The sequence below is a fragment of the Ensifer canadensis genome, assembly GCF_017488845.2.
GTDB lineage: Bacteria > Pseudomonadota > Alphaproteobacteria > Rhizobiales > Rhizobiaceae > Ensifer > Ensifer canadensis.
In genome coordinates, this window is record NZ_CP083373.1 from 551,286 (window position 1) to 577,957 (window position 26,672).

Annotated in this window: 22 protein-coding genes and 3 pseudogenes; 11 read left to right on the plus strand and 14 right to left on the minus strand. The window is 60.3% G+C overall.

Annotated elements, in window-relative coordinates; genetic code table 11:
* Window positions 1–65: 65 nt before the first annotated feature.
* From J3R84_RS32415 to J3R84_RS32435, 5 genes are all read right to left on the minus strand, one after another.
* The gene (locus J3R84_RS32415) at window positions 66–1,139 is read right to left on the minus strand and encodes an extracellular solute-binding protein (protein ID WP_057221032.1); all 1,074 of its coding nucleotides are present in this window, start codon (window positions 1,137–1,139) and stop codon (window positions 66–68) included.
* Between the two features lie 102 nt (window positions 1,140–1,241).
* Window positions 1,242–2,213 carry a membrane dipeptidase gene (locus tag J3R84_RS32420; protein ID WP_171521002.1) on the minus strand — a complete coding sequence of 324 codons (972 nt, stop codon included), beginning with the start codon at window positions 2,211–2,213 and terminating at the stop codon, window positions 1,242–1,244.
* Window positions 2,214–2,224: 11 nt separating this feature from the next.
* The gene (locus tag J3R84_RS32425) at window positions 2,225–2,935 is read right to left on the minus strand and encodes a hypothetical protein (protein ID WP_203529190.1); all 711 of its coding nucleotides are present in this window, start codon (window positions 2,933–2,935) and stop codon (window positions 2,225–2,227) included.
* Entirely contained in the window at window positions 2,932–4,668 is a 1,737-nt protein-coding gene (locus tag J3R84_RS32430) for a hypothetical protein (protein WP_203529192.1), read from the minus strand. Before J3R84_RS32430 ends, J3R84_RS32425 begins: the two co-directional genes overlap by 4 nt.
* Window positions 4,669–5,388: an IclR family transcriptional regulator gene (locus J3R84_RS32435; protein ID WP_203529193.1), complete on the minus strand. Its 720-nt coding sequence runs from the start codon at window positions 5,386–5,388 to the stop codon at window positions 4,669–4,671.
* A 488-nt stretch (window positions 5,389–5,876) separates the two neighbouring features.
* On the opposite strand from J3R84_RS32435, the gene J3R84_RS32440 reads away from it, so the two are divergent.
* On the plus strand, window positions 5,877–7,331 hold the full coding sequence (locus J3R84_RS32440; protein ID WP_203529194.1) for a CYTH and CHAD domain-containing protein: 1,455 nt from the start codon (window positions 5,877–5,879) through the stop codon (window positions 7,329–7,331).
* A 62-nt stretch (window positions 7,332–7,393) separates the two neighbouring features.
* Here J3R84_RS32440 and J3R84_RS32445 read toward each other — a convergent pair.
* From J3R84_RS32445 to J3R84_RS32460, 4 genes and pseudogenes are all read right to left on the minus strand, one after another.
* A pseudogene (locus J3R84_RS32445) lies at window positions 7,394–7,584 on the minus strand (DUF6494 family protein).
* Between the two features lie 193 nt (window positions 7,585–7,777).
* Window positions 7,778–8,851 (minus strand): lipocalin-like domain-containing protein, encoded by a 1,074-nt coding sequence (locus J3R84_RS32450; protein ID WP_203529195.1) that lies wholly within the window; start codon window positions 8,849–8,851, stop codon window positions 7,778–7,780.
* Window positions 8,841–11,252 (minus strand): FtsX-like permease family protein, encoded by a 2,412-nt coding sequence (locus J3R84_RS32455; RefSeq protein WP_203529196.1) that lies wholly within the window; start codon window positions 11,250–11,252, stop codon window positions 8,841–8,843. The genes J3R84_RS32450 and J3R84_RS32455 overlap by 11 nt, the downstream gene beginning before the upstream one ends.
* The gene (locus tag J3R84_RS32460; protein ID WP_057221043.1) at window positions 11,249–11,905 is read right to left on the minus strand and encodes an ABC transporter ATP-binding protein; all 657 of its coding nucleotides are present in this window, start codon (window positions 11,903–11,905) and stop codon (window positions 11,249–11,251) included. Before J3R84_RS32460 ends, J3R84_RS32455 begins: the two co-directional genes overlap by 4 nt.
* Before the next feature lie 433 nt (window positions 11,906–12,338).
* Here J3R84_RS32460 and J3R84_RS39180 point away from each other — a divergent pair.
* The 4 genes and pseudogenes from J3R84_RS39180 to J3R84_RS32475 all read left to right on the plus strand — a co-directional run.
* Window positions 12,339–12,758, plus strand: a pseudogene (locus J3R84_RS39180) (DNA-methyltransferase); the annotation flags it as partial.
* A gap of 128 nt (window positions 12,759–12,886) precedes the next feature.
* Window positions 12,887–13,159, plus strand: coding sequence for a helix-turn-helix domain-containing protein (locus tag J3R84_RS32465; protein ID WP_057221040.1), 273 nt, complete (start codon window positions 12,887–12,889; stop codon window positions 13,157–13,159).
* The gene (locus J3R84_RS32470; RefSeq protein WP_203529197.1) at window positions 13,156–14,394 is read left to right on the plus strand and encodes a type II toxin-antitoxin system HipA family toxin; all 1,239 of its coding nucleotides are present in this window, start codon (window positions 13,156–13,158) and stop codon (window positions 14,392–14,394) included. The genes J3R84_RS32465 and J3R84_RS32470 overlap by 4 nt, the downstream gene beginning before the upstream one ends.
* Before the next feature lie 427 nt (window positions 14,395–14,821).
* Window positions 14,822–15,292: a GNAT family N-acetyltransferase gene (locus J3R84_RS32475; RefSeq protein WP_203529199.1), complete on the plus strand. Its 471-nt coding sequence runs from the start codon at window positions 14,822–14,824 to the stop codon at window positions 15,290–15,292.
* On the opposite strand, the pseudogene J3R84_RS39185 reads toward J3R84_RS32475, so the two are convergent.
* Together J3R84_RS39185 and J3R84_RS32480 are read right to left on the minus strand one after the other, a co-directional pair.
* Window positions 15,230–15,451: pseudogene (locus J3R84_RS39185) on the minus strand (hypothetical protein); the annotation flags it as partial. The gene J3R84_RS32475 and the pseudogene J3R84_RS39185 sit on opposite strands and share 63 nt — an antisense overlap.
* A 395-nt stretch (window positions 15,452–15,846) precedes the next feature.
* Window positions 15,847–16,089, minus strand: coding sequence for a hypothetical protein (locus J3R84_RS32480; protein WP_203529201.1), 243 nt, complete (start codon window positions 16,087–16,089; stop codon window positions 15,847–15,849).
* A 321-nt stretch (window positions 16,090–16,410) separates the two neighbouring features.
* Between J3R84_RS32480 and J3R84_RS32485 the strand changes: the two genes are divergently transcribed.
* A complete protein-coding gene (locus tag J3R84_RS32485) occupies window positions 16,411–16,722 on the plus strand; it encodes a hypothetical protein (protein WP_203529203.1) in 312 nt (103 codons plus the stop codon).
* 207 nt (window positions 16,723–16,929) lie between these two features.
* Here J3R84_RS32485 and J3R84_RS32490 read toward each other — a convergent pair whose 3' ends face one another.
* The gene (locus J3R84_RS32490; RefSeq protein ID WP_203529205.1) at window positions 16,930–17,550 is read right to left on the minus strand and encodes an FMN-dependent NADH-azoreductase; all 621 of its coding nucleotides are present in this window, start codon (window positions 17,548–17,550) and stop codon (window positions 16,930–16,932) included.
* Between the two features lie 319 nt (window positions 17,551–17,869).
* Here J3R84_RS32490 and J3R84_RS32495 point away from each other — a divergent pair, with 319 nt between their 5' ends.
* A complete protein-coding gene (locus J3R84_RS32495; protein WP_203529207.1) occupies window positions 17,870–18,478 on the plus strand; it encodes a TetR/AcrR family transcriptional regulator in 609 nt (202 codons plus the stop codon).
* A 106-nt stretch (window positions 18,479–18,584) separates the two neighbouring features.
* Here the strand turns inward: J3R84_RS32495 and J3R84_RS32500 are convergent, their stop codons facing one another.
* Window positions 18,585–19,250 carry a TetR/AcrR family transcriptional regulator gene (locus tag J3R84_RS32500; protein ID WP_203529209.1) on the minus strand — a complete coding sequence of 222 codons (666 nt, stop codon included), beginning with the start codon at window positions 19,248–19,250 and terminating at the stop codon, window positions 18,585–18,587.
* Window positions 19,251–19,864: 614 nt separating this feature from the next.
* Between J3R84_RS32500 and J3R84_RS32505 the strand changes: the two genes are divergently transcribed.
* Entirely contained in the window at window positions 19,865–20,404 is a 540-nt protein-coding gene (locus J3R84_RS32505) for a malate:quinone oxidoreductase (RefSeq protein ID WP_225906470.1), read from the plus strand.
* A gap of 167 nt (window positions 20,405–20,571) precedes the next feature.
* Here the strand turns inward: J3R84_RS32505 and J3R84_RS32510 are convergent, their stop codons facing one another.
* Window positions 20,572–21,201 (minus strand): TetR/AcrR family transcriptional regulator, encoded by a 630-nt coding sequence (locus J3R84_RS32510; RefSeq protein ID WP_203529213.1) that lies wholly within the window; start codon window positions 21,199–21,201, stop codon window positions 20,572–20,574.
* 228 nt (window positions 21,202–21,429) lie between these two features.
* Between J3R84_RS32510 and J3R84_RS32515 the strand changes: the two genes are divergently transcribed.
* From J3R84_RS32515 to J3R84_RS32525, 3 genes are read left to right on the plus strand one after another with little or no spacing between them, the layout of a single operon-like run.
* Window positions 21,430–22,494 carry an efflux RND transporter periplasmic adaptor subunit gene (locus J3R84_RS32515; protein WP_203529215.1) on the plus strand — a complete coding sequence of 355 codons (1,065 nt, stop codon included), beginning with the start codon at window positions 21,430–21,432 and terminating at the stop codon, window positions 22,492–22,494.
* The gene (locus tag J3R84_RS32520; protein WP_203529217.1) at window positions 22,495–23,595 is read left to right on the plus strand and encodes an efflux RND transporter periplasmic adaptor subunit; all 1,101 of its coding nucleotides are present in this window, start codon (window positions 22,495–22,497) and stop codon (window positions 23,593–23,595) included. It abuts the gene before it with no gap.
* Entirely contained in the window at window positions 23,592–26,642 is a 3,051-nt protein-coding gene (locus J3R84_RS32525) for an efflux RND transporter permease subunit (protein ID WP_203529219.1), read from the plus strand. Before J3R84_RS32520 ends, J3R84_RS32525 begins: the two co-directional genes overlap by 4 nt.
* Window positions 26,643–26,672 lie beyond the last annotated feature (30 nt).

Here is a 26,672-nt window from a genome sequence, read left to right on the forward strand (position 1 = left end):
TCATGCCGTTTCACCTGTTTTCAGATCCTCCCGGTTCCGCTTGTTGCGGAACCGGGAGGTTTGGATCAAAGACCGACCCAGCTCTCGAAGCGGCTGCTCAGCTCGTCGATCTGGGCCGTCAGCTTGGCGCCGTCGAGCATGACAGCGCGGGCGAGGTGATCTGGATAGGTCGGCATGGTCTTGGCCACGTCAGCCGGAATGAAATCGAACGACTTCGGGTTCATCGGGCCATTCTGGTCGGCGATGCAGAACTTCGCGAGGCCTTCGGCATTCTGGCCGATATGGCTGATCAGCTTGAAGCCGTTTTCGGCCCTCGGACTGTCCTTGGCGACGATCCAGCACGCCTGGTCGACGATCGCCTGATCCCAAACGATCTCGATCGGATCCTTGGAAGCCTTCTTGGCGCCGGCAGCATCGCTGTCCCAGAGGCCCGCCATGTCGACCTCGCCGTCGGTCAGGATCTGGCGGGCCTGCGGGCCTGCCGTCCACCAGACGCGAACGTTGTCCTTGACCTTGTCGAGCGAGGCGAAGGCACGGTCGAGATCATAGGGGAAGAGCTGGTCGGGGGAGACGCCGTCGGCGAGGAGCGCGATGGCGAGAATGCGGGCGGCATGGCGCTGCAAACTGCGGTTGCCCGGGAACTTTTCGACATTGAAGAAATCGGTCCAGCTCCTCAGCCCGTCCGGATACTTCGCCTTGTTGTAAGCCAGCTGCGTGGCGAAGCCGTGGGTCGACAGGCCGTTTTCATAGATCGCGCCCTGCCACAGTTTCGAGGTGTCGACGTGGTCGCCGAGCGTTTCCAAGAGGCCGGCGGCATTTGCACGGGCGACGTCGGCAACACCGAGCGTGGTGACGTCGAACTCAAAGACGCCAGTCGTCCTCTGCGCTGCGAGCTTGGCAAACGAGATCGGCGAGACCGTGCGGATCTCGATACCGGTGTCGGCTGTAAAGGGATCGAAGAGGAACTTCTTGACGGAGGCTTCCCAGTCGCCGCCCCAGGTGTTGACATAGAGTACATTTTCTTCAGCGCTTGCACGGCGCACGAAAGGTGATGCGAGCATTGCGGCCCCGAATAGGCCTGCACCGAGTACGGCGCGTCGCGAGACCGGCATTGCCGATGCTTTCTTGAACGTGTCCATTCGTTGTTCTCCTTAGTCGAACGGTCGGTTGATTGCTGTTCCTCGTGGCCGCTCGCCTGCCGGCGGCGGCCCTTCTTTTGTTGGATTCCGTTTCCGGATCGATCAGTCGGCGCGAAAGACCTCGCCATAGAGGCGCAGCCAGTTGTCTCTGAGGATCTTGTTTGCCTCTTGCTGGTTGAACCCGACGCGCTTGAGTGCGGGCGCCACGTCCTGAAGGTTTTCCGGCCTCAAGAGCCATTCCGGCTTCGGCACTGCACCGGGGGTTGCCGCCGAGCCGGCGCCGTACTGGATGGAGCGCGTCCAGCGGCCCTTGCGCATCCAGTCGTAGTCACTCTGGGTGTGGTTGTGGGAAATGTCGGTACCGATGCCGACATGATCGATGCCGGCAATGTCGACCGTTCGCGCCACCATCTCGCACCAACCATCAACGCTCGCGCAGGCACTTTCGGGCGTAATGTTGCGGTAGGCGACGCAGCCGATGACGCCTCCGCGTTCCGCGAGTGCCTTGATCACCTTGTCGGACTTGTTGCGCTTGTGCGCAAAGAGCGAGGCCGCGTTGGCATGGGTGATGGCGACCGGTTTTTCGGACCATTCGATGGCGTCAAGCGTCGTGCGGTCGCCGACATGAGAAAGATCGACGAGCATGCCGACGCGGTTCATCTCGCGCACAACGTCCCTGCCAAATCGGGCGAGACCGCTGTCAATCTCCTCGTAGCAGGAGCCGCCGAGTTCGTTCTGGTTGTTGTAGGTGAGCTGTACGACACGCACGCCGAGCTCGGCGAAGAATTCCACATAGCCGATGCGGTCTTCGAAGAGGTTGGAGTTCTGATAACCGAGCACGATCGCAAGCTTGTTCTCGCGCTCGGCGCGCTCGATATCGGCGGCTGTGCGGGCAATCAGGATGATGTCGGCGTTTTCACGTTCCATGTCGCGCCAGCGAGCAAGGGAATCGAGCGACTCCATCGTCCCCTCCCAAAAGCCAAGTGTCGGCGTGACGGCGCTGTAGCCGCCACGTTTCAGGGCTTCGAAGGATTCGCGGTTGAAATGGCCGCATTGCAGAGCATCGATAATCATGGTCATTCCGTTCAATGTTTGGCGGAAACGGCGCTATTGGGCGCGTCGGCGAGAAGCAACGAAAAGTCCGTCTCGTCCTCGTCCTGGCGGCCGATGACCTTGCCGTCGGCCTCAACGATAATCGGTCCGGCATGGCGGCGCGAAAGATAGGAGTCGGGGGCGAGCGCCTCTGCGGAGCGGTGGTAGAGTTCCCACCAGAGCGCGGCGTCGACATCGACCCCGTCGCGGCGGATCTTGTCGAGCAGGGCGATTTCATCGGGATCAGTTGCGGGCGTGACGGCGATCGTCGCGCGATCGGCGCCAACAGCGACTATTGCCTTCAAGCCGAAGCGCTGCGCCAGCGCCTCGATGACCCGCAATTCGCCGATGTCCGCAGCGTTGCGCACGGTGACGATGCCACGGCCGCCGGTCTTCAGGATCTCGACCGCCAGCTCAAGGGCGGCATCGGCGGCAAGCCAGGCATGTTGGCCGCCGCAGTGAATGACAGGGTCATCCGATCCCTCGAGTGAAAGTGCGCTGGGGGTGGCCTTGCTGATCGTCTCAAGCGTTGCGGGCAAGCGGGCAAAGCCGCCGAGGGCGGCCGAGTAGACTGCGCAATCGCGAAGGGCCGGAACGAGCCCGCTTTCGATGCGCGTGACCTGGAGCAGGCGCTCAAACACCATGCGCATCTCGCGCAGGCTGACAGTCATGGAGGTCGCAAGATTAGACTGGCACGTGCTCACAGGTTTGGCTCCGCAGGATAAAACCACAACTCGTCGGCGCTCCCAGAAGCAATGTCTTCGGGAATGGGCGCGCCATGGAACAGAACGCCACGCAAGTTGCGATCGAGGAAGTCGCGTGTCTTGTCGATGCCGTGGATACCGACATTGAGAAGGCGGGTGATATGAGCTGGCGTGAAGGAGCCGCTCATGATGTCTGCATGGGGCGAATGCAGGCTGGTGCCGGCAAGGGCCTGGACACGGGTGACGATGGCCCTGTGCTGTGGATGGGCGAACAGGAAGCGGGCTGTACTCAGGTTCGGGTCGGCCGCCGAGAGGTCGCGGTCAAGTGCTACGACGAGACGTGGCAGGTCGAGGCCGAGATTGACGACATTCTGACCGACCTCCGTTGCAAGGCCGCGGCGCGGTTCTTCGGCGGTCACGGACTTGTACCAGACGTAGCGCTCGGAGGCCGGAACCTCCAGATTAAGCTTGAAGGCCCAGGCGTAATCGTTGCGTATCAGGTCGCGCAGTCGGTGAACCGGCATTTCCGGTCGCCCCGTCAACTCCTCGTCGATGACCAGGCCGTCGACCAGGGCATCGGCCTCGTCGGGCACCAATTCGATCAGGAGCGAATGAAGAGTTTCCATGGCTTCCGCATGGACGCGCCCCTCAAGCGAGGCCGCAAGTTCTGCGAAGGGCTCGGCCTCGAAGCGGTTGCCCGCCTGCCAGCGTTGCAGAAGGTCGGCGACGGCGCGCCGGATGATCTGCAATTCTTCTGCAAGCACGTCGGAACGCGTGAAGTTTTCGTAGGCCGCACGATCCTGCGTGCGGAAGGTGATTGCCTTGTCGACGAGGGTCAGCAGCTTGATGATCTGTGAGCCCGCTTCGTCGGGGAGTACAGCCTTAGCGCGCGCAATTGCCTCTTCGCGAATGAAAAGCCAGCGTTCGATCAGCCGCGGGTGGTTGTTGACGAATAGCATCAGGCCGAGTGCCGAGCCGTTGCCGACGCCGAGGAAGCGGCGAAGGTCCTTGGCCATGTCCGGCGCCTGCGGCGAGCCGAGGCGGACAAGATGCTGCAACAGGTCCTGAGCAAAGACACGCATCATGTAGGCGCACAGCATCTGCGCAGCGAGCGACCAGCGCAGTGGGTGGTCTGCTTCATAGGCAAGGAAACTCTTCGTTCCAAACGTGCCGTTGCCGTCGAGACCGGTGTTGCGCATGAGATAGCAGGTCTGTGCAAGTTCAGCGACGTCTGGCTGCCGTCCCGCTGTCAACGCCTGGCGGGCACTCTCGAAGAAGCGACCGCTGCGATTGGAGCGGCACCATATGAGCGTGCCGGGTGTGGCGCGCCCCTCGTAAAGTTTGGGAAGCTCATTGCGCGTGGTCTCGAAATCGACCTGGCTCAGATCGCCCTCGATCAATGCGCCCATCATGTCCCAGGCCCGGCCGATGATCCGACCGGTGCGGCCATGGGGCGAGGGCTCAAAAGAGAAGACGGGGAAGCTGAAGCGCCAGCTGCCAATATCGATGCGGTATTCGGCAACCCCGTTACCCTTCTCATCGATCTCGAAGCGCTTGCAAAGGATCTGCCAGCGACCGCGGATTGCGTGGCTGAGCAGCGCGCGCGATGCGCTGACGCGCGACGGCTGGATGGCGGCCAAGCGCTCAGGCGCCATCATTTCTCCGGCTGAACGCATCAGCCGCGCAATGCGGTACGCGTCCTGCGCCGGAGCAGGTCTTCTAAGGGCAGTCATTTATTGGTCTCCTCGCATGCGCCCCGAGCTCGCCGCCGCTGCCGCAACGACGATCCCAGCGCATTTTTCAGTATCAAAACCTTGGAACGGGCCCGAAAGGGCCAGTGCGCCGATGCACTCGCCCTGCGCGTCTAGGATGGGTGCGGCGACCGCCGAGACAGTGCGCGGGCCTTCGACTTCCGAAATGGCGTATCCCTGCTGGCGAACCAGCGTCATCATGTCATCGTCCGGGAGGCTGACGCCTTGCGCACGCAGTCGCTCAATGATTTCTGGGCGCGCGTGCGAGGCGAGCACGCGGCCGAAGGCTGTCTTATCGAGCCTGAGATGCGCACCAACCTTGAGATCGGCGCGAAGAACGCCACGAGATTCCACCCGCCGAACGATAACGGCGTCCCTGCCATCGAGGACTGCGAGCGAGGCCGTTTCACCGCTTTGCGTCACCATTTCCTCGAGAACGCCCGCAAAACGTGCGCCGAGATTGGACTGCTCCAACGCCATGGCCGCGTGGCTGACGACCCGCAGTGTCAGCCGGTAGCGGCCATCCTGTGTCTGTTCGATCCAGCCGGCCTCGACCAGCGTGACGAGGCGCTGATGGGCAGCGCCGCGGGCTTCTCCGAGCTGCTTGGCGATGTCGACCAGGCGCATCGGCTCTGCGGCGGCCGCGACACAGTCGAATGCAGTAAGTGTCTTCAGCACGGATGAAAGGGGGCGAACTGCCATTCGAAATTTCTTTCTTTTTCCTATTGTCCAACATTAGAAGACGGTGTATGTTTATGTTGGACGATAGATTGATATCTGTCAACTTGGGATTCCTGTGGCCGATGAAAAAATCTGCGCCCGGCCGCGCGCACTGAAATGACCAGGCCCTAATGGTTTGAATTCACGCCTGGCTTAGAAACTGAGCATCAGGATCTCTCAAACGAACCACGATGCCGGTGAAGATCGACAAGAAGGACGCGCGGGGCATCGCGCAGGTGATGCGGCTTGGCTGGTTCAGAACAGTCCACTGCAAATTCTCTTCCCAGCGCGATGGCCATGCATAGGGCCGCGTGTGTCCGCCAAAGGTCGGACATTCCAAGCTGCAGCTCGCGGACTGTGATTGCGACGCGAGCGGGGCCGCGTGTCCCAGGTGCCCGGACGGGTGACCATAAGTTTGTTATGGTTGAAGCATAGGTTCTTGACCCATCACGGCCATGGGGACGACTAAGGTGAACGAAACGGAACTCAAGCTTGAGCTTTCGCCCGACGCGCTCGGGCGGATTAAGGCGTCGCCACTTTTGACAGGCAAGCCTAAAACCATGTCCCAGCGCTCGGTCTACTTCGACACCCCGGACCACAAATTGCGCGCGGCGGGATTTTCCTTGCGGATCCGAACGGTAGACGGAGTGCGGACGCAGACCGTCAAGGCAGACAACGCCAAGTTAGCCGCGCTTTTCGTGCGCCCTGAATGGGAGTTCACAATCTCCAGTGACCTGCCTGTTCTCGATCACTCGACGCCAATCAGATCGCTTCTGGAAGACGATGTCGACGCTCTGCAAGCCCGGTTCGATGTTCACGTCGAACGTCGAATGTGGTTGCTCTCGCGCGACGACGCCAAGATTGAAGCAGCGTTGGACATCGGGCGTGTTACTGTGGGCGATCGGGAAACCCGATTCTGCGAGCTGGAACTCGAGCTGAAGAACGGTTCCAGTTCCGCTCTGTTTGATCTTGCCCAGGAGCTGGACGGCTTCGCACCGGTTCGGATCGGCGTGCTGAGCAAAGCAGCGCGTGGCTACAAACTCCTTGGACCTGCCGTCAGTGTGTTCAAGGCGGAGCTCGTCCAACTGGATAAGCAGATCACAACGGCCGCCGCTTTTCAGCAGATCGCTCAGGCCTGCATCAAGCAATACAGGTTGAACGAAGCGGTCCTTCTTGCCGCCAGGGATGCCGAGGCACTGCACCAGGCTCGCGTGTCGCTGAGAAGACTGCGATCGGCGTTCTCCATATTCAAGGACGTCATCGCCGATGATCGATCCGAGCACCTTGGGAGTGAAGCGCGCTGGCTTGCCGGGGTTCTCGGACAGGCGCGAGACATCGATGTCCTCTTGGGCAAGACGGAGTTAGCGGTATTGCGCATTCGCCTGACCGAGGCGCGAGATTCCGCATATGACGAGGTGGAAGCAACGCTGGGCTCACAAAGGGTTAGGGCATTTATGCTGGATCTTGCCGAATGGATTTCCAACGGTCCCTGGCTGGATGCCGCGGAAACGACGGATCTCAGGCAGGTGCCGGCAGTGGATTTTGCTTTCTCCGCGCTCGAGCGCCTGCGAAAGAAGATAAAGCGAGACGGACGGGCAATAGTCGTCGTCGACGACGAAGAGCGCCACAAGGTCCGAAAGGATGCAAAGAAGTTGCGCTACGCGTCGGAGTTTTTCACGCTTCTTTTCCCAGGCAAACGGGGGCGACGACGTCATAAGCGGTTCATAACCATCCTCGGAGAGCTGCAGGACCAACTCGGCGCGTTGAACGACATGGCGGCTGGTTCACAACTTCTTGAAAGGATCGGGCTGGCCGGCGAACCGGCAACGGCATCCCTAATCGCGAAAGGCAACAAGAAGGGCCTGCTTGAGGCGGCCGAAGATGCGTACGTCGATCTTGTGGATGCGAAACGTTTCTGGCGATAGCCCCAACAACGCTCGAGGCCGCTTCCTTAAGGGCGACCTCGACCGGGCTGCCGACCGCGAGGTCAAGCTCGCGATCCGCGCGTCCCCGGTTGACCGAGATCTCGGCAAGTTTCCGCCGTCAGCGTCATGCGGACTTTCAGTTTCTTGCCGCCGATCTGCCCTTCGCACACTGTCTCCTCGATCTTGCTCTGCGAGGTCATGCCGACTTCCTTCAGGAAGGTGCGGATCGCCTGTTGAAGGCGTCTTCGCTCAAGGCAGAACTCCTCTGTGTCCGGAAATCATTCCCCGTCATCAAATAGTGCCCTCGGTAAAATCACAGCCTTGTGCAGAGCGCGAGGCACAAGCGGGCGGATGGCTGGCGCGGCTGCGCGTCGCACGAAGGAGATCGCCGGGCCCTTGGTTCGATTCCGTTCACCCCAGGATTTTGGGAAGGGTTATCTAGGCGTTTAGTACCCAGTCATCTCCACATACCCCCTCCCACCGACGTTGCCGCCGAAGCTAATCGGGCCTTCCCAATACGGTGTGGACGTAGACATCCATGCTTGGTCGTTCAACGGCCTGGTCGTGACGTCAAAGCCGCGACTGGGAATTCGTATGTTCCAGGCCACTGGAATCTGACGCCCCGCGACCTTGGCAGTCCGGACGGGAGCGATCTGGAGGGCCCCCGCGGGTAAGGGGTCCGGTCGCCCGTCGGCGGTGATCCAGGTGGCGGAGGTATATCCCTCTCCTTCATCTCTGAGACGGAAGCCCATGAGCTTCTCTCCCGTATCGAGATGCAGCGAGAACCAGTCCCAACCGGTCTGGTCTTCCGCGAGCGGCTGTGACGACCACTCGCGGTCAAGCCAAGCCTTCCCCGCCACCTCTACACTCCCGGTGGGTAGCGAAAGCGAGCCGGTCACCGCGTAGAACGGTTGCGAATAGTAGTAGCTGGCCTGTCCCTTCGCTGATTTCACCGAATAGCCGTTATCGCCATGCGGCACGAGCGGGCCGGTGGCCGACAGGCGGAGTTCGTAGCCGAAGTCCTTTGCGGCTGCAGTCACGTTGAGATCGGCCAGCTGATCCGATCCCGGGGCGGCATGTCCCGTCATCTGCCAGTCATCGATCCAGGCCGCGAACGGCTCCGCGACAACACCAGCCTGCCCCACGCCCCCGCGTGAAATACGTTCTGCCACGAAGTGGTCCTCTGAAGTGGTGACGGCTGCGTGACCCATCCAGATCTGTGGGCTCGACCACTCGCCGGCCTCACCCGGAGCAAGCGCTGACCGGAAAAGGGTCCACTGAGCTCCGTATTGAGTTCCGTCGGGTGCTTCAAGATTGGCCGTTAGATACCACCACTCTATCCGAAAGTCCGGATGTGGGCCGTGGTCGGCGGAAAAACGCAACAGCTGGCCGGGTTGCGGCACCGAAAACCCTTCGGCCGCTGAGCCAAGGCCACCAAAACCCTCGGAGACCGCTTGCCTCCCGGATATGCTGGCCATGGTCGTCGCCGCAAAAGCGATCGCAATCGATCTAACGCTCATTGGCGAATACCTTCAGAAGTTCCGATGGCGTGACTCCGGCCAGCCGGCGAAGCGGGATAAATACGGAAACGACAGCAGCGGCGAGCACGACGAGACCGAGGCGAACCCACTCGTAAGGAAAGATATACATAGGCAGACGCCAACCGAAGGCTTCGACGTTCACCACCGCGAGAAGCACCCACGCCAGCGCTAGGCCGAGGGGCAAGGCGGCAATAAGTGTCGCCAGCCAGAGCACCAGCGTTCTCAGAAGCTCAAGAAGAGCGAGATCGCGTCTTGTGACCCCCATGGCCCACACAGGCGCAAGCTGCGGGAGGCGCATTTCCGAAAGCGTGAGGAGGCTCGAGAACATAGCGAATGCTGCAACCCCCAGTGTGAACATGTTCAACGCGCCAGTGACCAAAAAAGTGCGATCGAAGATCCGCCGTGACCGTTCCTTCAGTGCCGCTTGATCGACGACGTTATCGGATGGTAGTCCGAATTCGTCCGAGAGCCTCGATCGTAGGTCCGCAATCTGATCAGGCTGGATCCGCAGACCGTAGCGCAGACGCGAGACCTGCGGGTAGCGAGAGGTCAGCGCATTTATTCCGACGATGACCTCGCCCTTTGGGTTTCCGTAATCCGAATAGACCCCGACAACCGCCGCCTTCCAGTCCCCCGCCAGATCCAGCTCATCGCCGATACGGAGCCGGTCCCGCCTCCAGAACTGTTCGTTGACCAGCACCCCTTGACCGGACGCCACCCGATCCCAGACGTCCGGCATGCCAACGATCAGGGGCCAGTGCTTCCTGTAGGTTGGATCGTCAACGACACCGAAAATCTGCATCGGCTGCCCCCGGATCTCGGCATCTACGCTGGAGATCGGCAACACCGATTCCACCTTCGTTGCGAGCCATGTCCTGAGCCTGTCTGCCTCGCCCTCGTTCCGGGCAGCGACGTAAAGTTCGGCGGCGAGACGTTGGTCGAGCCAGGCGACGAACGTGAGACGGAAGCTCGACACCATGGTTCCAACGCCGACGTTTGCCGCCAGCGCAAGAAGCAATGCCATGAGCGCAAGGGAAAGTCCGGGGAGCTGCTGCCGAGCGTCGGCCCAGAACCACGTGACGAGCGCACGTGAAGACGTCCGCTGCATTACGGTGAGGAATCCGGAGAGCACGGTGGGGAGAAGTAGCGACGCCCCGAGCAGAAGACAGCCAAGGATGCCAAAGCCCGCCTCAAGTCCATCAGCCCATAGAAGAAGAGCTCCCGAGAAGGCTAGCAAAGCCGCCGCGGCCAGCACTTGAATCCGCCGCCCCGCTTGCCACGACCGCCCCCACACCTGGGGTTGGGCCGCCGCGAGCAAAGGCACCCGCATCAAGCGCAACAGGCTCTGTGCCGACGAAACCATTGTTCCGGCCACTGCGATGGCAAAGCCCGAAAGCCACCACTCCGGACGCAGGGAAAGCGTGCCGGGCACGCTGGCTCCGTAAAGTCCTTCAAGGGTCGCGGCCACTCCGGGCAGTAGCAGTGACGCGATCAGATAGCCGATCGCGACGCCGACTGCCCCGGCGGCGAGGGCGAAAAGGGCAAGCTCGGCGAGCAGCAGAACCGCAAGCGCACTCAACGAAACTCCAAGGCAGCGAAGCGTTCTGAAGGTCGGCCGCCGTTGCTCGAAAGCGAGACCGATCGTCGAGTACACGATGAACAGCCCCACCGCGAAGGCGAGAAAACCGAAGGCCGTCAGATTGAGATGGAAGCTCTCGGTAAGATGCTCGACATCGGTTTCTGCATTCGGCTGACGAACTGAGAGCGTTGGAACAAGCTTTTCAAGCGGATCCAGACCGGAACGTTGGCTTTTGGCGATCACAATCCGACTGAGTACGCCCTCTCTTCTTAATAACTTCTGGGCCAAGCCGATATCGGTGAAGGCGGCGCCGTCCAGCATCCGATCCGAAACACGCAGTGCGAGGTCCGTCTGTCCTCGCATTTTTTCCGCTGTTTCGGGAGAGACAACCAGCATGCCCGGAGGCGTGATGAAGGAAAGCAAGTCCCCGGCATTTCCCAGATCGACGGTGTTGGTTTCCGCGGGCATCGTCAGTGGCTCGATGCCGATCACCCTTAACCGGGTGGTTCCGAACCGAAAGTCTCCCTCTAAAACTGGTGACACGATCCAGCCCGCCCGTCTGAGCCGCACGAAGGCGGACTGAGGAATCGGGCGGCCGTTTGGAGAAACCAGGCTGGCCAACCCGTTCTGGTCGAGCACAACCGCGGCGCGGGTGTAGCTTGCGCGGGCCTCTGCGTTGATCGCCTGCACTCCGGACCACAAGGCCGTCGCCAGCGCCAGGCCGGACAAGAGAGCGACGAGCTGCAGCGGTCGTCGTCGCCAGTGGGACAGAAGTGCCGTGGCTGCGGTCCACATCTTCATTCCATCTTCCCGGACCGCAAATGCACCTGCCGGTCGAGCCTATCCGCCAGCCTTTGCGAGTGTGTCACCAGAAGCAGTGTCGATCCGGTTGCCTTCGACAGCGAGAGCATCAGTTCCAGAACAGCGTCTCCGTTGGCCTCGTCCAGGTTTCCTGTGGGTTCATCCGCCAGGAGTAAGCCGGGACGCGCGGCAAGGGTCCGTCCGATCGCTACCCGCTGCTGCTGTCCGATGGAAAGCTGCTCGGGATATCTGGTCAGCAATGTCTCGATTCCTAGGCGGGCCACGAGTTCATTTTCCCACAGGGGATCGTGGCGTCCCGCGAGCTTGGCGTGAAAAGCGATGTTCGCGGCCACATCCAGTGACGGGACAAGGTTGAACTGCTGAAATACAAGGCCGACTTCTGTCCGCCTGTAGGCGGCGCGTTCCCGATCGTTCAGCTTGGAGATGTCTCGGTCCCCGATCACGATCTCGCCTGAGTCTGGACGGTCGAGGCCGGCTACGAGATGCAGGAGCGTGCTCTTTCCGCTACCAGACTCCCCTGTCAGGGCAACGCTGTCTCCCTGGCCGAGATCGAGATTGACCCCTCTCAACACTTCAAGGCGCCCTTCGGCAGTCTCATAGGATTTCCTAAGATTGCTAAGAGCGATCACCATGGTGGCCAAGATCAGGACAATTGCACATATGTAACGCTCCATGGCCGCTTGGAAAGGCCACCTCGAGTTTTCCGAATCGGGCAAATCCCAGCCGAGCTTCGCCACTTCGGCGGCATGGCGGGTGGCAGATAGCGCATCGGGGTTCGTCACGGGAGAGGCCTCTTCCGGACATCATCAGGTCCCGGCTCCTCGATGGGTCGCTCTGGGTTGGGCGGGTATCGGGGGACATCTGGTGAAACCTCCTCGGGCCTTTTCGGGTCTCTGGGGCCTGGGACCGTCACAACCTCGGGCTCAGATGGCGTCAGGCCTGCCGGGCCGGGCATCGGAATAGGTTCAGTAGGTTTTGTGCTCATGATGAACTCCTCTTCAGGAGGGCAACCGTTACCGCGAACAGGGAGGCGAGGCATGAGCATCGGAACGCGCTCGATTGCGTCTTCGCGTCTATGGTGTTGAAGGCAAGATCGGCCTGGAGCCGACGCTCGGCGATTATCTCGCTGTCATGGTTGAAGCCGCAGGGCTCGCTCTGGCTCAACTATGGTAACTGCTACGCCACGACTCCGAACGGGCGGTCGGCCGCGGATGTCATGGGCGACGATCGCACTTTTCGCGACAAGCCGTTCGCGACGGTCGGACCGATTCAGTGCCGGGATAATGGCGGCGAGGGCCACCACCACGATCGCAGGGCGGGTATCTGAAACCCATAGACCTCTGATAGACCTCTGCATGATCCCGAACCGCTCGGCGATCGCCTTGCAGGAGGCTGGTTGGTGGGTTCGCTCAGAAATCATCTGGCACAAACCGGATCCGGGGCGGGCCGACGACGGTGCACGCGAAGGTCTTCCTGCTCACCAAGGGACGAGGAACACAAACTTCCCGAGCAGGATGATTCTGTGTAGCTGGTGCTGCTGCTTCCCGATCGGTACGGATCGCATTGGACTTTTGAGAATCTTCCTGTACGGTAAGTCACCACTGGAGATTTCAATGTTCAGGTCCGCACGCGAGTTCGGCGCCGCCGTTCGGGAAAAACGCAAAGGCCTCGGCTGGACCCAGACCGAGCTTGCCGCTCGCTCAGGCACGGGCGAGCGCTTCATCGTCGAACTCGAATCCGGCAAGCCGAGCTGCCAGCTCGAGAAGGCGTTGATCGTGGCGCGTACCGTCGGCATCGAGATCGGCGATCTCAGGGCAGCCCAGATGACCCCAACCGCACCGGACGATGACCTCGGCTTCCTGCCGACCTTTGGTGAGGGTGGATGACAACCATCTTCTATGAAACCCTTCCCGTCGCGCGCATGACCTTCGAAGGGGAATGGCGGCTCGACTACGATCTTTCTTGGAAAGCGCGCCGCTCGGCCTTCCCCGTCTCGCTGACCATGCCGCTGCGTTCAGGCTCCGTCGGCGCCGACAGGCTGCTGCCATGGCTTGCCAACCTTCTTCCGGAAGCACATCTCGCCGAGATCGGCCAGCGTCTGAAAGTATCTCCGCAGGACATTGTGGGCCTGCTTGGTCACATCGGGCGGGACACGGCAGGCGCGCTCTCCATCGGGGAGGCGCGAAAGGCGGGCGTCAACCATGAGCCAATTCCGGATGAACAGGCACTGGAACGGATACTCAACGAACTTCCGGCCAAACCCTTTCTGGTTGGAGAGCGCGGCGTCTCCATGTCCCTTGCGGGCGTGCAGGAAAAATTGCCGGTCTTCGTCGATGAAGAAGGCAAGATCTCCATACCAGTCGACGGAACGCCGTCGACCCACATCATCAAGCCGGACACCAGACGGCTTGCCGGAAGCGTCGAGAACGAAGCCTTCTGTCTCACCCTAGCACGGGCCTGCGGCTTGGACGCCGCAGAAACAACCATAGGCGCAGCCGGGAAACGACGCTATCTGCTGGTGAAGCGCTATGACCGCTTCACGGATCCGCGAGGCGAGATCCGCAGGCTGCATCAGGAGGACCTCTGCCAGTTGACGGGTCATTTTCCGTCACAGAAATATGAGCGATCCTCGACAGGTCGTGGCGTGACTCTGAAGATGATGTTCGGCGCCGTCAGCGATCTCGTTTCGCCTGCTGAACGCCTGAAGCTTCTCGATGCGGTAATCTTCAACGTGCTGATCTGCAACTCGGATTCACACGCCAAAAACTATTCGATCCTGATCGGTGCTGCAGGATCCGCAAAGATGGCGCCGCTCTACGACCTGATGTGTGCGGCGGTTTACCGCCAGGTGGATCAGAGTTTACCGCAGGCTATTGCTGGACGTTTCCACGCAACTGACTTGAGGCGTTCCGATTGGCAGGAACTGGCCAAGGAGCTCGGAATGAGCGGCGCATCGACCATCAGACGGGTGGAGGAACTTGCTGGACTCATCAGTAGCGCTTGTGAGGACGTCGCGCCGCAAATCGCGGCCATGGCTGGCGATCCGACGGCAGTTCTTGTTCGCATCGTTCATCGCGTTCAGAAGAGATGCAGGCGAATTCTGGCTCAGGCGTGGGGATGATCATCGGATCGAGAAAACTCCTTCGAGAACGGCAAAAATCCCGCTTGGGGCCGCAGTTAGGTGCGAAAGCTTTGTGCCTCCCAACACGGCCGCTTAATCCCACTACGCTATTACCGAGGCAGACGCGATGCCCCGCAGCACGAGCAGAACGAACGCACCCGGCTGACACGGCTCGCGCTCGGACGAGGAAATACAGGTGTTTCATCGAAATATGTACTGGCGAGAGAGGCGGATTGCACGGGAAGCAACTCGCTGGTACCAACGACGCCTCACCTGGGGAGAATGCCTTTGATCGCCATCGCGAATCTTCCAACCTACCGGCCGTGCCGGCGGAGATGAGCCGTCGCAAGTTTGTGGGCGGCTGACCTTTACCTGCGTCTCGGCCTGATCGCCAACAATGGTGTACTTTCAAAAGCTGAGAAAAACCATGCTTACAATCCTTACCCCCGGCGCCTTCGACGCGCTGGCGAACGGCGTTGCTCCTATAGGTCTCCGCCTCGTGCAGGACAGCTCCATCGCCTCTCAGGAGGTATTGCGGATGCTGTCCGATCTCAATCGCGGCGTCGACGAGGAATTCAGTCCATCGGCCTGGCTGATCGTTGAGGATGGCGAGGTGGTCGGCCTGTGCTCGATCACCAGGCCGCCTGAGAACGGCGACGTGCATATAGGGTACGGCGTTGCGCCCTCGCGCGAGGGCCGCGGCTACACGACGGCAGCTATTTCAGAACTGCTGAGGTGGGCATGCGGCGATGCGCGGGTCAGAAACATTTCGGCCGAAACGGCTGGGGATAACATCGGCTCGCATCGCGTGCTCGAACGAAACGGGTTCGTTCAATCAGGAGAACGCGTCGATCCAGAAGATGGCCCACTGATCTGCTGGACGATCGCCACCACATAGGCCACAGAGAAGCGTCAGCGCCGTTCCCAGGACGATGCCACCCATCATTGCGTAGGCCATGGGTCCCCAGAAGATCTCGTGCGAGATCGGGATCAACGCCAGAGTTGCCGCCGCAGCGGTGAGCATGATCTGCCGCATACGGTGTTCGGTCGCCTCCACTGGCTGAGAGTCCGTTGAAGAACTTCCGTGTGCGCACTTGGCGGCACGGTTGAGGGTGCTGCGGTTTCCATGTAGCGCACCCTCCTTCACCCGGGCCAGCACCTGTTCACGGTCCTCGGCAAATACACCGTGATCTTTCGCGATTTATCGCTGACTGTCGAGGGATGGATCCCAAGAAAAGCGGACTGTCCCAATGGCGCGCCGTCAAAGCAGGCATCCGGACGCTGCTTGAGCGCTGGATACCTCGATTGCTGAAAGCGTCGCGGCAAGCAGCTTCAGGCGAATAGCGAATCGATGGCGCTGCCGTTCCTCGCGTATTCGATACTGACCGGTATTTTCGCGAACTATGCGGAAACAGCCGGCGGATTTTCTGCGCCAATCCTCAACCCGCAATTTTACTTGATAAAGCCTGGGTACTGCACTTCCTCGCGATTCACGCCTTTCGTATCCAACCGAACCGGAGTGGGCTCCGGCACGTCCGTCATGTACCGATGTGCTACAAGCCAGTCGCGTAGGATGGTCTCAACCGCGGCGGCACGACCGGCAGATGGCGGTATAAGGTCCGGGTCGGTCATGTAGGCCGCCAGTCCGGCTTCGATTTCGTCTGCAAGAAGTGGGAAATCTGCTGAATCGGACATGGTAGGCTCCTCAGGGCTTTAGCAAAGATAACGAGCTTTTACGGCGCCGGTTCCATGTGCCGGGAACTTGATCGAAAGGCATGAGCAACTCTGTCATCGCAATTTGTTCTCGCAGGTTTTTGCCGTCGAGCAACAACGCCGGCAAGCTGATCAGCTACGACAGGAACAAGTACGGCTGTGGCCGCGAAGAGGTTATGCGGCGCGCGATAGACGACAGAAGACGTGGCGCCAATCGATGGTAGAGTTTGTGGGCGGCTGACCTTTACCTGCGTCTCGGCCTGATCGCCAACAATGGTGTACTTTCAAAAGCTGAGAAAAACCATGCTTACAATCCTTACCCCCGGCGCCTTCGACGCGCTGGCGAACGGCGTTGCTCCTATAGGTCTCCGCCTCGTGCAGGACAGCTCCATCGCCTCTCAGGAGGTATTGCGGATGCTGTCCGATCTCAATCGCGGCGTCGACGAGGAATTCAGTCCATCGGCCTGGCTGATCGTTGAGGATGGCGAGGTGGTCGGCCTGTGCTCGATCACCAGGCCGCCTGAGAACGGCGACGTGCATATAGGGTACGCCTGCGGGCGCGGGAAGCCGGCCAGCCCCTCTGGAAGTGGGCGGCTGCGGTCGCGGCAGCGATGAGGTTCGACGATGGCGTTGCTGCGATGGGCGGGCGGCACGGGACAACTGCGCCGATAGTCTCGCGAGATGGAAGTTCAGGCTCGGAGATAATTGGGCGGTCATCAAAATTGGCAGGCATTGGGGAGGCGCGCTGGAACATTCAACGGTCAGTTCCGCTTCACGGCCCGAGCGGCTTGCACAAGCGCGCCAACGGACTCGGCAACATGCTTATGCCATCTCTAGCTCGGCAACCTTTGCCTCTGCCTCCTTCAGTGACGACTTTCGCTGCTCGGAACTCACGTTGACCCCATCGGCAGCGATAACCTCAGGATGGGCGATACCGATGAAAGCCAGGACACTTTTCAGATAGCTGAGCGTGTGCTCGAAGTTCTCGGCTGGGGAGCCCGGCCCGTAGAAGCCGCCGCGCGCCAACGCTATGATGACACGCTTGTTGACCACCAAGCCTTCGGGTCCCTTTTCGGTGTAACGGAACGTCTTGCCGGGGACCGCGATGCGATCAATCCACGCCTTCAGTTGGCTCGGCACGCTAAAATTATACTGGGCGACGCCGAGAACGACGGTGTCGGCCCTCAGAAACTCTTCGAGAACAGCTTTGCCAACAGCAAGGTCGGCCCGAAGTGCGGGATCGTGGGGCGCCTCCAGGCCTCCCCTGACCACGGCTACGTAGCCGCCCGTGAGGTGCGGGATCGGCTGGGCTGCGAGGTCGCGATACACCACGTCAACGGCAGGATCGAGATTCTTGAGCCGTGCGACCACCGCCGCCGAAAGCGCTCGACTGACGGAGTTTCCGCCGAGGATGCTGGAATCGAGATGCAGAATGGTCGGCATCGATGAACCTCATAAATGAAATCAGGGATGAAATGAATGAGAGGGAGGTCTCAATCAAATCAATAGAACTTAAACGTCAATACGACGAAGTAGTCAATATGAAAATTCACCCGTCGGTTCGGAGGTGGAAATATGGTTGCCCGCCCCTAAAATACCGCGATTTCGCGACTCCCCTTTTAGACGGCTCGTCCTGCTGTCAGGCTTCTCGGGATGGTGACTGATCGAGTGGATGGCACCCACGCGAGAGCGCAATTGAACCATATAGTCAAAACGACTATATGGTCATATCAAGTAGGGGTTTGGCGGAGCAGGTTGCCGAATGGCAAAGATAGATTTGGAGCGCCGGGCGAAGATCGGGCGCGAAAGGCGAGCGAGGACGCACGCGCAGATCGTCGAAGCGGGGACGGTGTTGCTCGCGCAAGCGCCCGCCAAAGCCCTCACGGTGGATGCTGTTGCCGAGGCAGCCGGCCTCGCCAAGGGCACTTTCTATTATCACTTCCAGAACATCGAAGAGTTGGTTTCTGCGGTATGTGCTCAACTCGGCCAGAGTTTCGGCGACGTGCTGGCGCCTGCCCGGACCGAGATGAGAGACCCTATCGCGCGCCTGTCCTTCGCCTTCACGCAATCCCTGGAAAAAGCGATTTCAGACACGGGTTGGGCGCGGTTGGTAGTTCAGACCTCGCAAACCCGCAGTGAGTTCGGCCGCAGTATTCGCGACAATCTCAAAAACGAGATTACCGAGGCAATTGCCCAGGGGCGAGTGACGGTGCAGGATCCGGAACTGGCTACGGACATCCTCGTGGGCATTTGGCTGCAGGTGACCCGTGGCATTCTCGAGCGAGTCGCCCCACCTGAATTGTCCAGCCAGGCTCTGGAGGCGGCACTTCGGGCCATCGGGAGTGCCCGACCAAAGAGCCGGAGTCCCTAAGGGGCTCTAGCGAAACTTGCGTATCGGCATGATAGCATGCTTATGCCACCCAGTAGTGTGCCTGCTCGTCGCAAGGCAGTCTGAAAACGCCGCACTGTATATGCGCTTAGTTCGTCGCGCTTCGCGAGGAATCGTCCTGCGTGGGGGGGAGTGGTAAGCGCGCAACCACAGACTTGGCCTCCTCAGCTTCGAGGCCGATCGCGCGCAGAATCGCGCTGATGGCCGCGTCACGGTCGATTGAGGACAGCCTTCCCTCGCCGAGCGCGCGCAAGATCTGGAGCATGATCCCGACGACAATCTCCAGTTTCAGCTCCGCAGACACTCCGTCGTCGGGTAATGCCTCGGAGAACTGCTGCAGGTCCTCGAAGAGGCGGCGGCGCGCAATCTCGCCACCCTTCGGAGCTGCCGCCGCCAGTCTTGCGACAACACTAGCCCATAGAGGGTCGTTGAGAGCCTTGTCGATGAATGAATAGCATCCGAAGGCTATCTTTAAAGCAGGGTCGGCGAGGGAGCCTCGGCCCGGCTGCAGCAGTTCGTCGAAGGACTGCACCAGTTCCTCCCCGACTGCTGCGGTCACTGCCTCCAGGCTGTCGAAATGAACATAGAAGGTTCCCTTGGCGACGCCGGCCTCCTTGACGACGTCATCCACCGTGACAGATTCCACCGCCTGCCTGGCGAACAGCGAATTGGCGGCCGCAACAAGCTGCGCACGCGTTCTCGCGCGCTTTTCGCGCCCAATTTCGGCGCGTCGGATCGGATTGATGTTGGCCATGGTGCAGACAATCTGAAATTTTTTCAGACAAATAGGTCATATTGACCAGATTGTCTAGTTATCATGCTGCTCTAAGGCTCGCATTGCATTGTCGGCGTGGTCTACGCGACGTGCGACGCAGCCGTCATAGAAGCGACCCGCAAACGCGCGGGGAGATATCATTCCTCGATTCCTTGCCCGGCGCTGGATCAAGCGGACGCGAGTGCTTTATTCGCACATAGCGCAATTCTCATATTGACGTTAATGTCGAAATGACGTATTGGTCAAATCGAAGGTCAGTTTCGGTTATGCGTAGGCCTTCGCATCGCCAAACTCTTACAACCTCGATCCTTTCGAGCGGAGGCTTTCATGCGCCCGTCGTCCGGTCAGTTTCTTTGTGTCTGTATTGCTAGCCTCTGTCTCTCTGGCAGTTGCGAGGTCCTCGGACTCGCAATCGTGACCGTGCTGGCGCTGGCCTCCTATGCCTCCGCCAACCACTTTCGGGAGACGGGTGAGCCGGTGACAGATCCAGGTCCACTCGCGGCGCCTGCTCTCGCACGGCTGCACTGAGGGAGACACCCATGCCGGAGACCCCAACCTCTCTCCTTGAGCGCCCTCGTCGATCGGATGCCCCAATGCACCCCGCGCCGAGTGAGAACAAGCGCGACTATGTAGACAGAATGCTGCTTGCCGCATTGCAGGAAGCGCAAGTGACGGCACGCGCCTATGATACTAAGGCGCAGATCGTTGGTGCCGGCTACATCCTGGCACTCAATCTAGTGCTGCATTTCGGTGATCTCCTGCCGACGCGTGCACCGCTTGGCCCGCTGTTCTTCGCCGTGGTCTGGGGTGTTGTCATCCTGCCCGTCCTGCAGTTCGGGCAAGTGCTCTATCCAAGCCGAACTCGCGCAGAGAAGGACCTGATTGCAAAAACGTCCGGTGCTTGCGAGGAGCAGGTCTACTATGTCGAACCCGACAAATTTGCCGATCTCAAAGACTTCGTGCGAGACGCACGGAAGTCCGACTGGACCACGGTGCTCGGCGCCGAGTTGCTCAAAACATCTCGCGTCAGGATCATCAAGCAGCTGCGCTTCCGGCGGGGTCTGATGATGGCCGTTGTGTCTTTCATCGTTGTCGGAGGCGAGCAATTTATTCGAAGTCTTTCCATCGCCTGACAAGCGCTGACGGCGACGCGGCAGTGTCTAAGGCAGGACGATTGCCGGCGACCGGGAGGTTCTTCGGTTTCGACACGCAAGGCTTGCTTTTCTACAACCCACGGCTCTCCGAAGGAGAAACCCTATGCGGCCATAGAGGTACACCGAGATCGGCATCCCAGCTGAAACTATGAACGCTGCAAAAGTCCATTTAGGGCCAGGTCGAAGTGCGCCTCGATGAAGGCGGGCCCATCGATCGGCTTTCGATCCGCAAACATCAGGCGCCACACGGCAACATGAAGGATCGAACTGGCGACGACGTCGGGAAACCTTGCCGCGGCCCCCTCGCGGAACTCTCCCGATGCCACGCCTTCCTCGACCAACCTACGGACGGCAGCAATCAAAGGGGCGATAAACTCGTCGTGGTGTCGGTCCACAATGTCGGGGAAGCGCGTCCCCTCGGACAAAGACAAGCGCAGGAGTTCTCTTGTTTTGCGGTCGTCGGCGATCTTTTCGTATGCCAAGAGCAGGAGGGCCCGCAACCGGTCCGCCGCCGAGCCTTCGAGTGTGCCGACAGAAGCCAGCAAGTGCGCGAACGGCGTCGAGATGTGGCGGAACATTTCCTCGAAGAGAACGTCTTTCGTCGGGAAATAGAGATAGACGGTTCCCTTCGTCACCCCGAGACGGGCGGCAACGTCTTCCACCCGGGTAGCCGCGTATCCATTGACGGAGAATTCCTCGAACGCAGCCTCCAGGATCTCCTGAGGGCGCTTGGCCTTTTGTTCCGCCCGCGAGGTCTTCTTTTCGGTCTTAGTCATCACACTTCCATTTCCTGCTGGATTGGACCGGTCGTTCGAATCGCTTGGTTGCAAGCAAGCCTAGCAGGTTAGCCCGGGTTCACGGACCCCGCCGTGTACCCGGGTACACGGACCCGCGGCGTGGTCAACAGCAAGCTCCGGCCCTCTTGCTCAACTTAATTGACTAACCCGTTAGTCATTGATATTAGCGCACTCTCATTTGGTTGCAAACCGCTGTGGAGAAAAAACATGCAGCCCTTTCGTTTGATTGGAATCGGTCTCGCCTGCGCATATCTCGCCGCCTGCGAAGACAAAGCCGAAACAGCGGCGCCGCCGCAGCAGGTTCGAGCCGTTCGTGCATCGGCGAGCGACTATCAGCCGAGCGCCCAGATCACCGGTGAGGTGAAGGCGCGGATCCAGTCCGATCTATCGTTCCGCGTCAGTGGTCGGGTGATCGAGCGCCTTGTCGATGTCGGATCGCATGTGCACGCCGGCGAGGTCCTCGCCCGCGTTGGAGACACCGAACAACGAGCCGATGTGGAGGTCGCCCGAGCCGGGCTTGAGTCAGCACAAGCGATCGTCAAGCAAAGGACGCTGACGTTTGAACGGTACAAGGCGCTATTGCACTCGCGCTCGATCTCGCAGGCAACCTTCGATCAGGCAGAGAAGGATCTGCGGACGGCGCAAGCCTCCCTGGAGACTGCGGAAGCGGCGCTCGCGACGGCTAAGGACGCCCTGTCCCATGCCGAGCTAAAGGCTGACGCGGACGGGATCATCACCGCACGCGAAATCGAGGTCGGTCGGGTTGTTTCGGCAGCGCAGGCTGCCTTCACCCTCGCTCATGACGGGCCAAGAGATGCGGTCTTCAACATCTTCGAGGCGTTCTTTTTGGAAGGGCGGCCGCTGAGCGAAGTGGCTGTGGCGCCGGTCGCGGATCGGGCGCTCGAAACGCAAGCGACCGTCAGGGAAATCGCTCCATTCATCGACACGAGAACCGGAACGATCCGCATCAAGGTCGCACTGCCGGAAGATGCGCAATGGCCGCTTGGCACACCCGTCGTCGGTGCATTCCGTTCTCCATCGCGTACTGGGATTATCCTGCCTGCAAGTGCGATCGCCTCTGCCCTTGGCGAACCGGCCGTGTGGCTCATCGACCCTGCAAACCGCTCCGTGTCCCTGCGGAAGATCGCGGTCGCGAAGTACCGTCAGAACGATCTGATTGTGGCCGGCGGGATCGCCCCGCAAGACCTTGTTGTCACCGAGGGCGGCAAGTTCCTCAGGGAAAGTCAATCGGTCGCTTGGGAGGGCAAGTAGATGGTTGGCTTCTACCGTCCTCACCTTTCATGTTCACTCCTTGCAACGCTCGCAATTCTCGCCGGCTGTGATCAGGATGCCGGCGCTGGTGAGACCACCAGGCCGCGGCCAGTCAAGTCCGTTACGGCGAAGGCAGCACAAATGGAGCTCTTGCATCTCCCTGGTATCGTCCAAGCCAGGGTTGAGACCGACCTTGCATTCCGGACATTGGGCCGCGTCGTATCGCGCAAGGTGAGCGTCGGCGAGCTCGTGCGCGCGGGCGATATCGTGGCGGAAATCGATCCAATCGCACTTCAGCTGTCGGTTCGCAGCGCGGAAGCCGATCTGCGCAATGCCGAAGCGCAGTTTGAGAACGCCCTGTTGACGCAGGACCGCAAGCGGAGGCTTGCCTCGACGAGCACCGGGAGCATCGCGGATCTGGACCTTGCCGATCAGATGCTGAAGTCGGCGTGGGCCGGCGTCGGAAAGGCAAATGCCAGCCTGGACAAGGCGCGCGAGCAGCTTGGCTACGCCGCGTTGACGGCCGAGTTTGATGGCGTCGTCACCGCCACTTGGGCCGAAGTCGGACAAACAGTGACCGCCGGTCAGCCCGTCCTGAAACTCGCACGCCTCGATCAGCGAGATGTGGTCGTCGACGTTCCAGACGCGTATTTCCGATCCTTGCGTCAGGGGGACCGGTTCGACGTTGCCCTTCAGCTTGACAATACGCTGCGAACCTCGGGCCTTCTGCACGAGATCGGTCCGCAGGCCGATGCCGGTACCCGCACCCACAGGCTGAAAATCGCCATCGATCAGGCGCCGGAGGTCTTCCGGCTTGGATCGGTGGTGACCGCGGCGCCGCCGGACCTGCTGCAAGGGCGTCCGATCAGCGTACCTGCAACGGCCGTCGTCAAGAAGGACGGCGCCGATCATGTCTGGGTGGTCGACCCCGCGACACACGCCGTCTCGCTCAAATCCGTCCGGCTCGATACCCCCTCCACCGACATCCGTTCCGTCCGAATCCTCTCCGGGCTCAAGGACGGAGAAGAGGTCGTCGTCGCCGGCGTGAATGAACTTGCCGAGGGGCAGAGTGTGAGAACTGAACAGGATAATCGCCCGTGAACAAATTTAATCTTTCAGACTGGGCGCTCGAACACCGCTCGCTCGTCTGGTACTTCATGATCATCTTCGCAGTGGCGGGAGCCTTTGCCTATCTCGGCCTCGGCCGCGAAGAGGACCCATCCTTCACAATCAAGACGATGGTGATCCAGGCACAATGGCCCGGCGCCTCTGCCCAGGAAGTGACCCAGCAGGTTACCGACCGCATCGAAAAGAAGCTGCAGGAGCTCAACAATCTCGAACACACCCGCAGTACCACAACCGCCGGCCAGACGATCGTCTTTGTCGATCTGCTGCCGGATACGAATGCGCAAGATGTAAAGCCCACCTGGTCGCGGGTGCGCAACCTGATCGACGACATCAAGCACGAGTTCCCCCAGGGTGTGGTCGGTCCGTTCTTCGATGACCAGTTCGGGGATGTTTACGGCAATATTTTTGCATTCACCAGCGACGGGCTCAGTCACAGGGAGTTACGCGACTTCGTCGAAGACGCCCGAACCCAGATCCTCAAGATTGCCGACGTGGGCAAGGTCGATATCGTCGGCGCACAGGACGAGGTCATTTATCTCGAATTCTCCACCCGCAAGATCGCGGCCCTCGGGCTTAACCGCGCCGACATCATTTCGACGCTGCAGGCGCAGAACGCCGTTACCCAGTCGGGTTTCGTCCAGACAGGACCGGAACGGGTCGCATTGCGGGTCGGAGGACGCTTCATCTCCGAAGACACCTTGCGTGGGATCAACCTGCGGGTAAACGACCGATTCTTCCCACTGACAGACGTTGCCAACATTACCCGCGGCTATGTCGACCCCCCGACTTCGCTCTTCCGCTTCAAGGGAAAGCCGGCAATCGGATTGGCAATTGGCATGAAAACGGGGGGCAACCTGCTCGCCTTCGGCGAAGCGCTGGAAAAGACAATGACCAGGATCGTTGAGGATCTTCCGGTCGGCGTCTCCGTCGAACAGGTATCTGACCAGCCGAAAGTAGTTCATGAGGCAGTGGGCGGTTTTACAAAAGCCCTGTTCGAGGCAGTCGCCATCGTTCTCGCGATCAGTTTCATCAGTCTCGGTTTCAGGGCTGGCCTGGTCGTGGCAATCGCGATCCCGCTGGTCCTCGCCATCACCTTTATGGTGATGCTCTATTCAGGCATTTCGCTGCAGCGAATCTCGCTCGGAGCGCTCATCATCGCACTCGGTCTTCTCGTCGACGACGCAATGATCGCAGTCGAGATGATGGTGGCACGGCTTGAAATGGGTGACAGTCTCAGGAAGGCCGCCACCTACGTCTACACGTCCACGGCGTTCCCGATGCTGACCGGCACGCTCGTGACCGTCGCGGGCTTCATACCGGTCGCCTTCAACAAGAGTAGCGCCGGCGAGTTCACCTTCACCCTTTTCGTCGTCATATCCGTATCGCTCGTCGTCTCCTGGATTGTTGCAGTCCTTTTCACGCCACTCATTGGCGTGACCATTCTACCGAAGACGATGAAGAAACATGGCGAACACAAGGGCTGGTTTGCGAGGGCGTTTTCGCGCCTGCTGCAATTTTGCCTGCGCTGGCGCTGGATGACGATCATCGCCACTGTCCTTCTCTTTTCTGGTTCGATCGTTGGCCTATCGATGGTGCAACAGCAGTTCTTTCCAAGCTCCGACCGGCCGGAACTGATCGTGGACTGGAACCTACCGCACAACAGCTCGATTGCCGAAACGAGCCGTCAGATGGAGCAGTTCGAACGCGAGATGTTAGCCGGCAACCCAGCGGTCGATCATTGGTCGACATATGTCGGAAGGGGCGCGCCGCGTTTCATCCTTTCTTTCGACGTGCAGCCGGCAGACGTGTCCTTCGGACAGACAGTTATCCTCGCCAAGGGGCTCGACGATCGCGACAAGCTGAAACAGGAAGTGGAAGCTTACCTTCAGAGGACTTTTCCTGGAACTGATGCCTACGTGAAACTACTGGAAATCGGGCCGCCGGTGGGCAAGCCGATTCAATACCGCGTGTCCGGCGAAAACCTCCAGACAGTGCGCGATCTGGCACAGAAGCTGGGGTCCATCGTCGGTGACCATCCTTCCCTCAAGAATCTCGCCTTTAACTGGAATGAGCCGGCACGCGTCGTGAAGATCGATGTGCTGCAGGACAAGGCGCGGCAGCTCGGTGTCTCTTCTCAGGACATCGCGATGGCGCTCAACTCCGTCGTACAAGGTGACGCTGCAACGCAGGTCCGTGACGACATCTATCTGGTCGATGTGGTCGGCCGTGCCTCGGAACAGGAGCGTGGCTCGATCGACACCCTGCTCGACCTGCAACTGCAAAGCAGCAGCGGTCAGTCAGTTCCGCTGTCATCAGTCGCAACGTTCCGCTACGAACTCGAACAGCCGACGATCTGGCGCCGCGACAGGGTCCCGACCATCACGATAAAGGCCGGGATCGGTGATACGACGCAGCCGGCAACCATCGTGAAGGCGCTCGCCGACAAGGTCTCGGCGTTCGAAAAGACGCTGCCGGTTGGGTATTCCGTTGCAGTCGGCGGCGCGGTCGAGGAAAGCGCCAAGTCCATGGGTCCGATTGCGAAGGTGGCCCCGGCCATGTTCCTCATCATGGCGACCCTCCTGATGATCCAGCTTCAGAGTTTTCACAGGCTGTTCCTGGTCTTCTCGGTTGCCCCGTTGGCGCTCATCGGCGTTGTCGTGGCGCTGCTCGTGAGCAATGCGCCGCTCGGCTTCGTCGCCCTCCTGGGTGTGCTCGCGTTGGTCGGCATCCTCATCCGCAACTCTGTGATCCTGATCGTGGAGATTGAGGAATTGCGGGGCGCGGGAAAGTCGCCCTGGACGGCGGTGGTGGAGGCGACCGAACACCGTATGCGGCCGATCATGCTCACCGCTGCGGCGGCGACCCTGGCTCTGATCCCGATCTCGCACGAGATCTTCTGGGGACCCATGGCCTACGCAATGATGGGTGGCATCGTCGTGGGAACGGCGCTGACGCTTCTCTTCCTGCCGGCGCTCTATGTCGCCTGGTTCCGGATCCCGCATGAAATCGAGCAAAACTGACATGGCAATTTCCAGGTTCTCTTTCCCCGG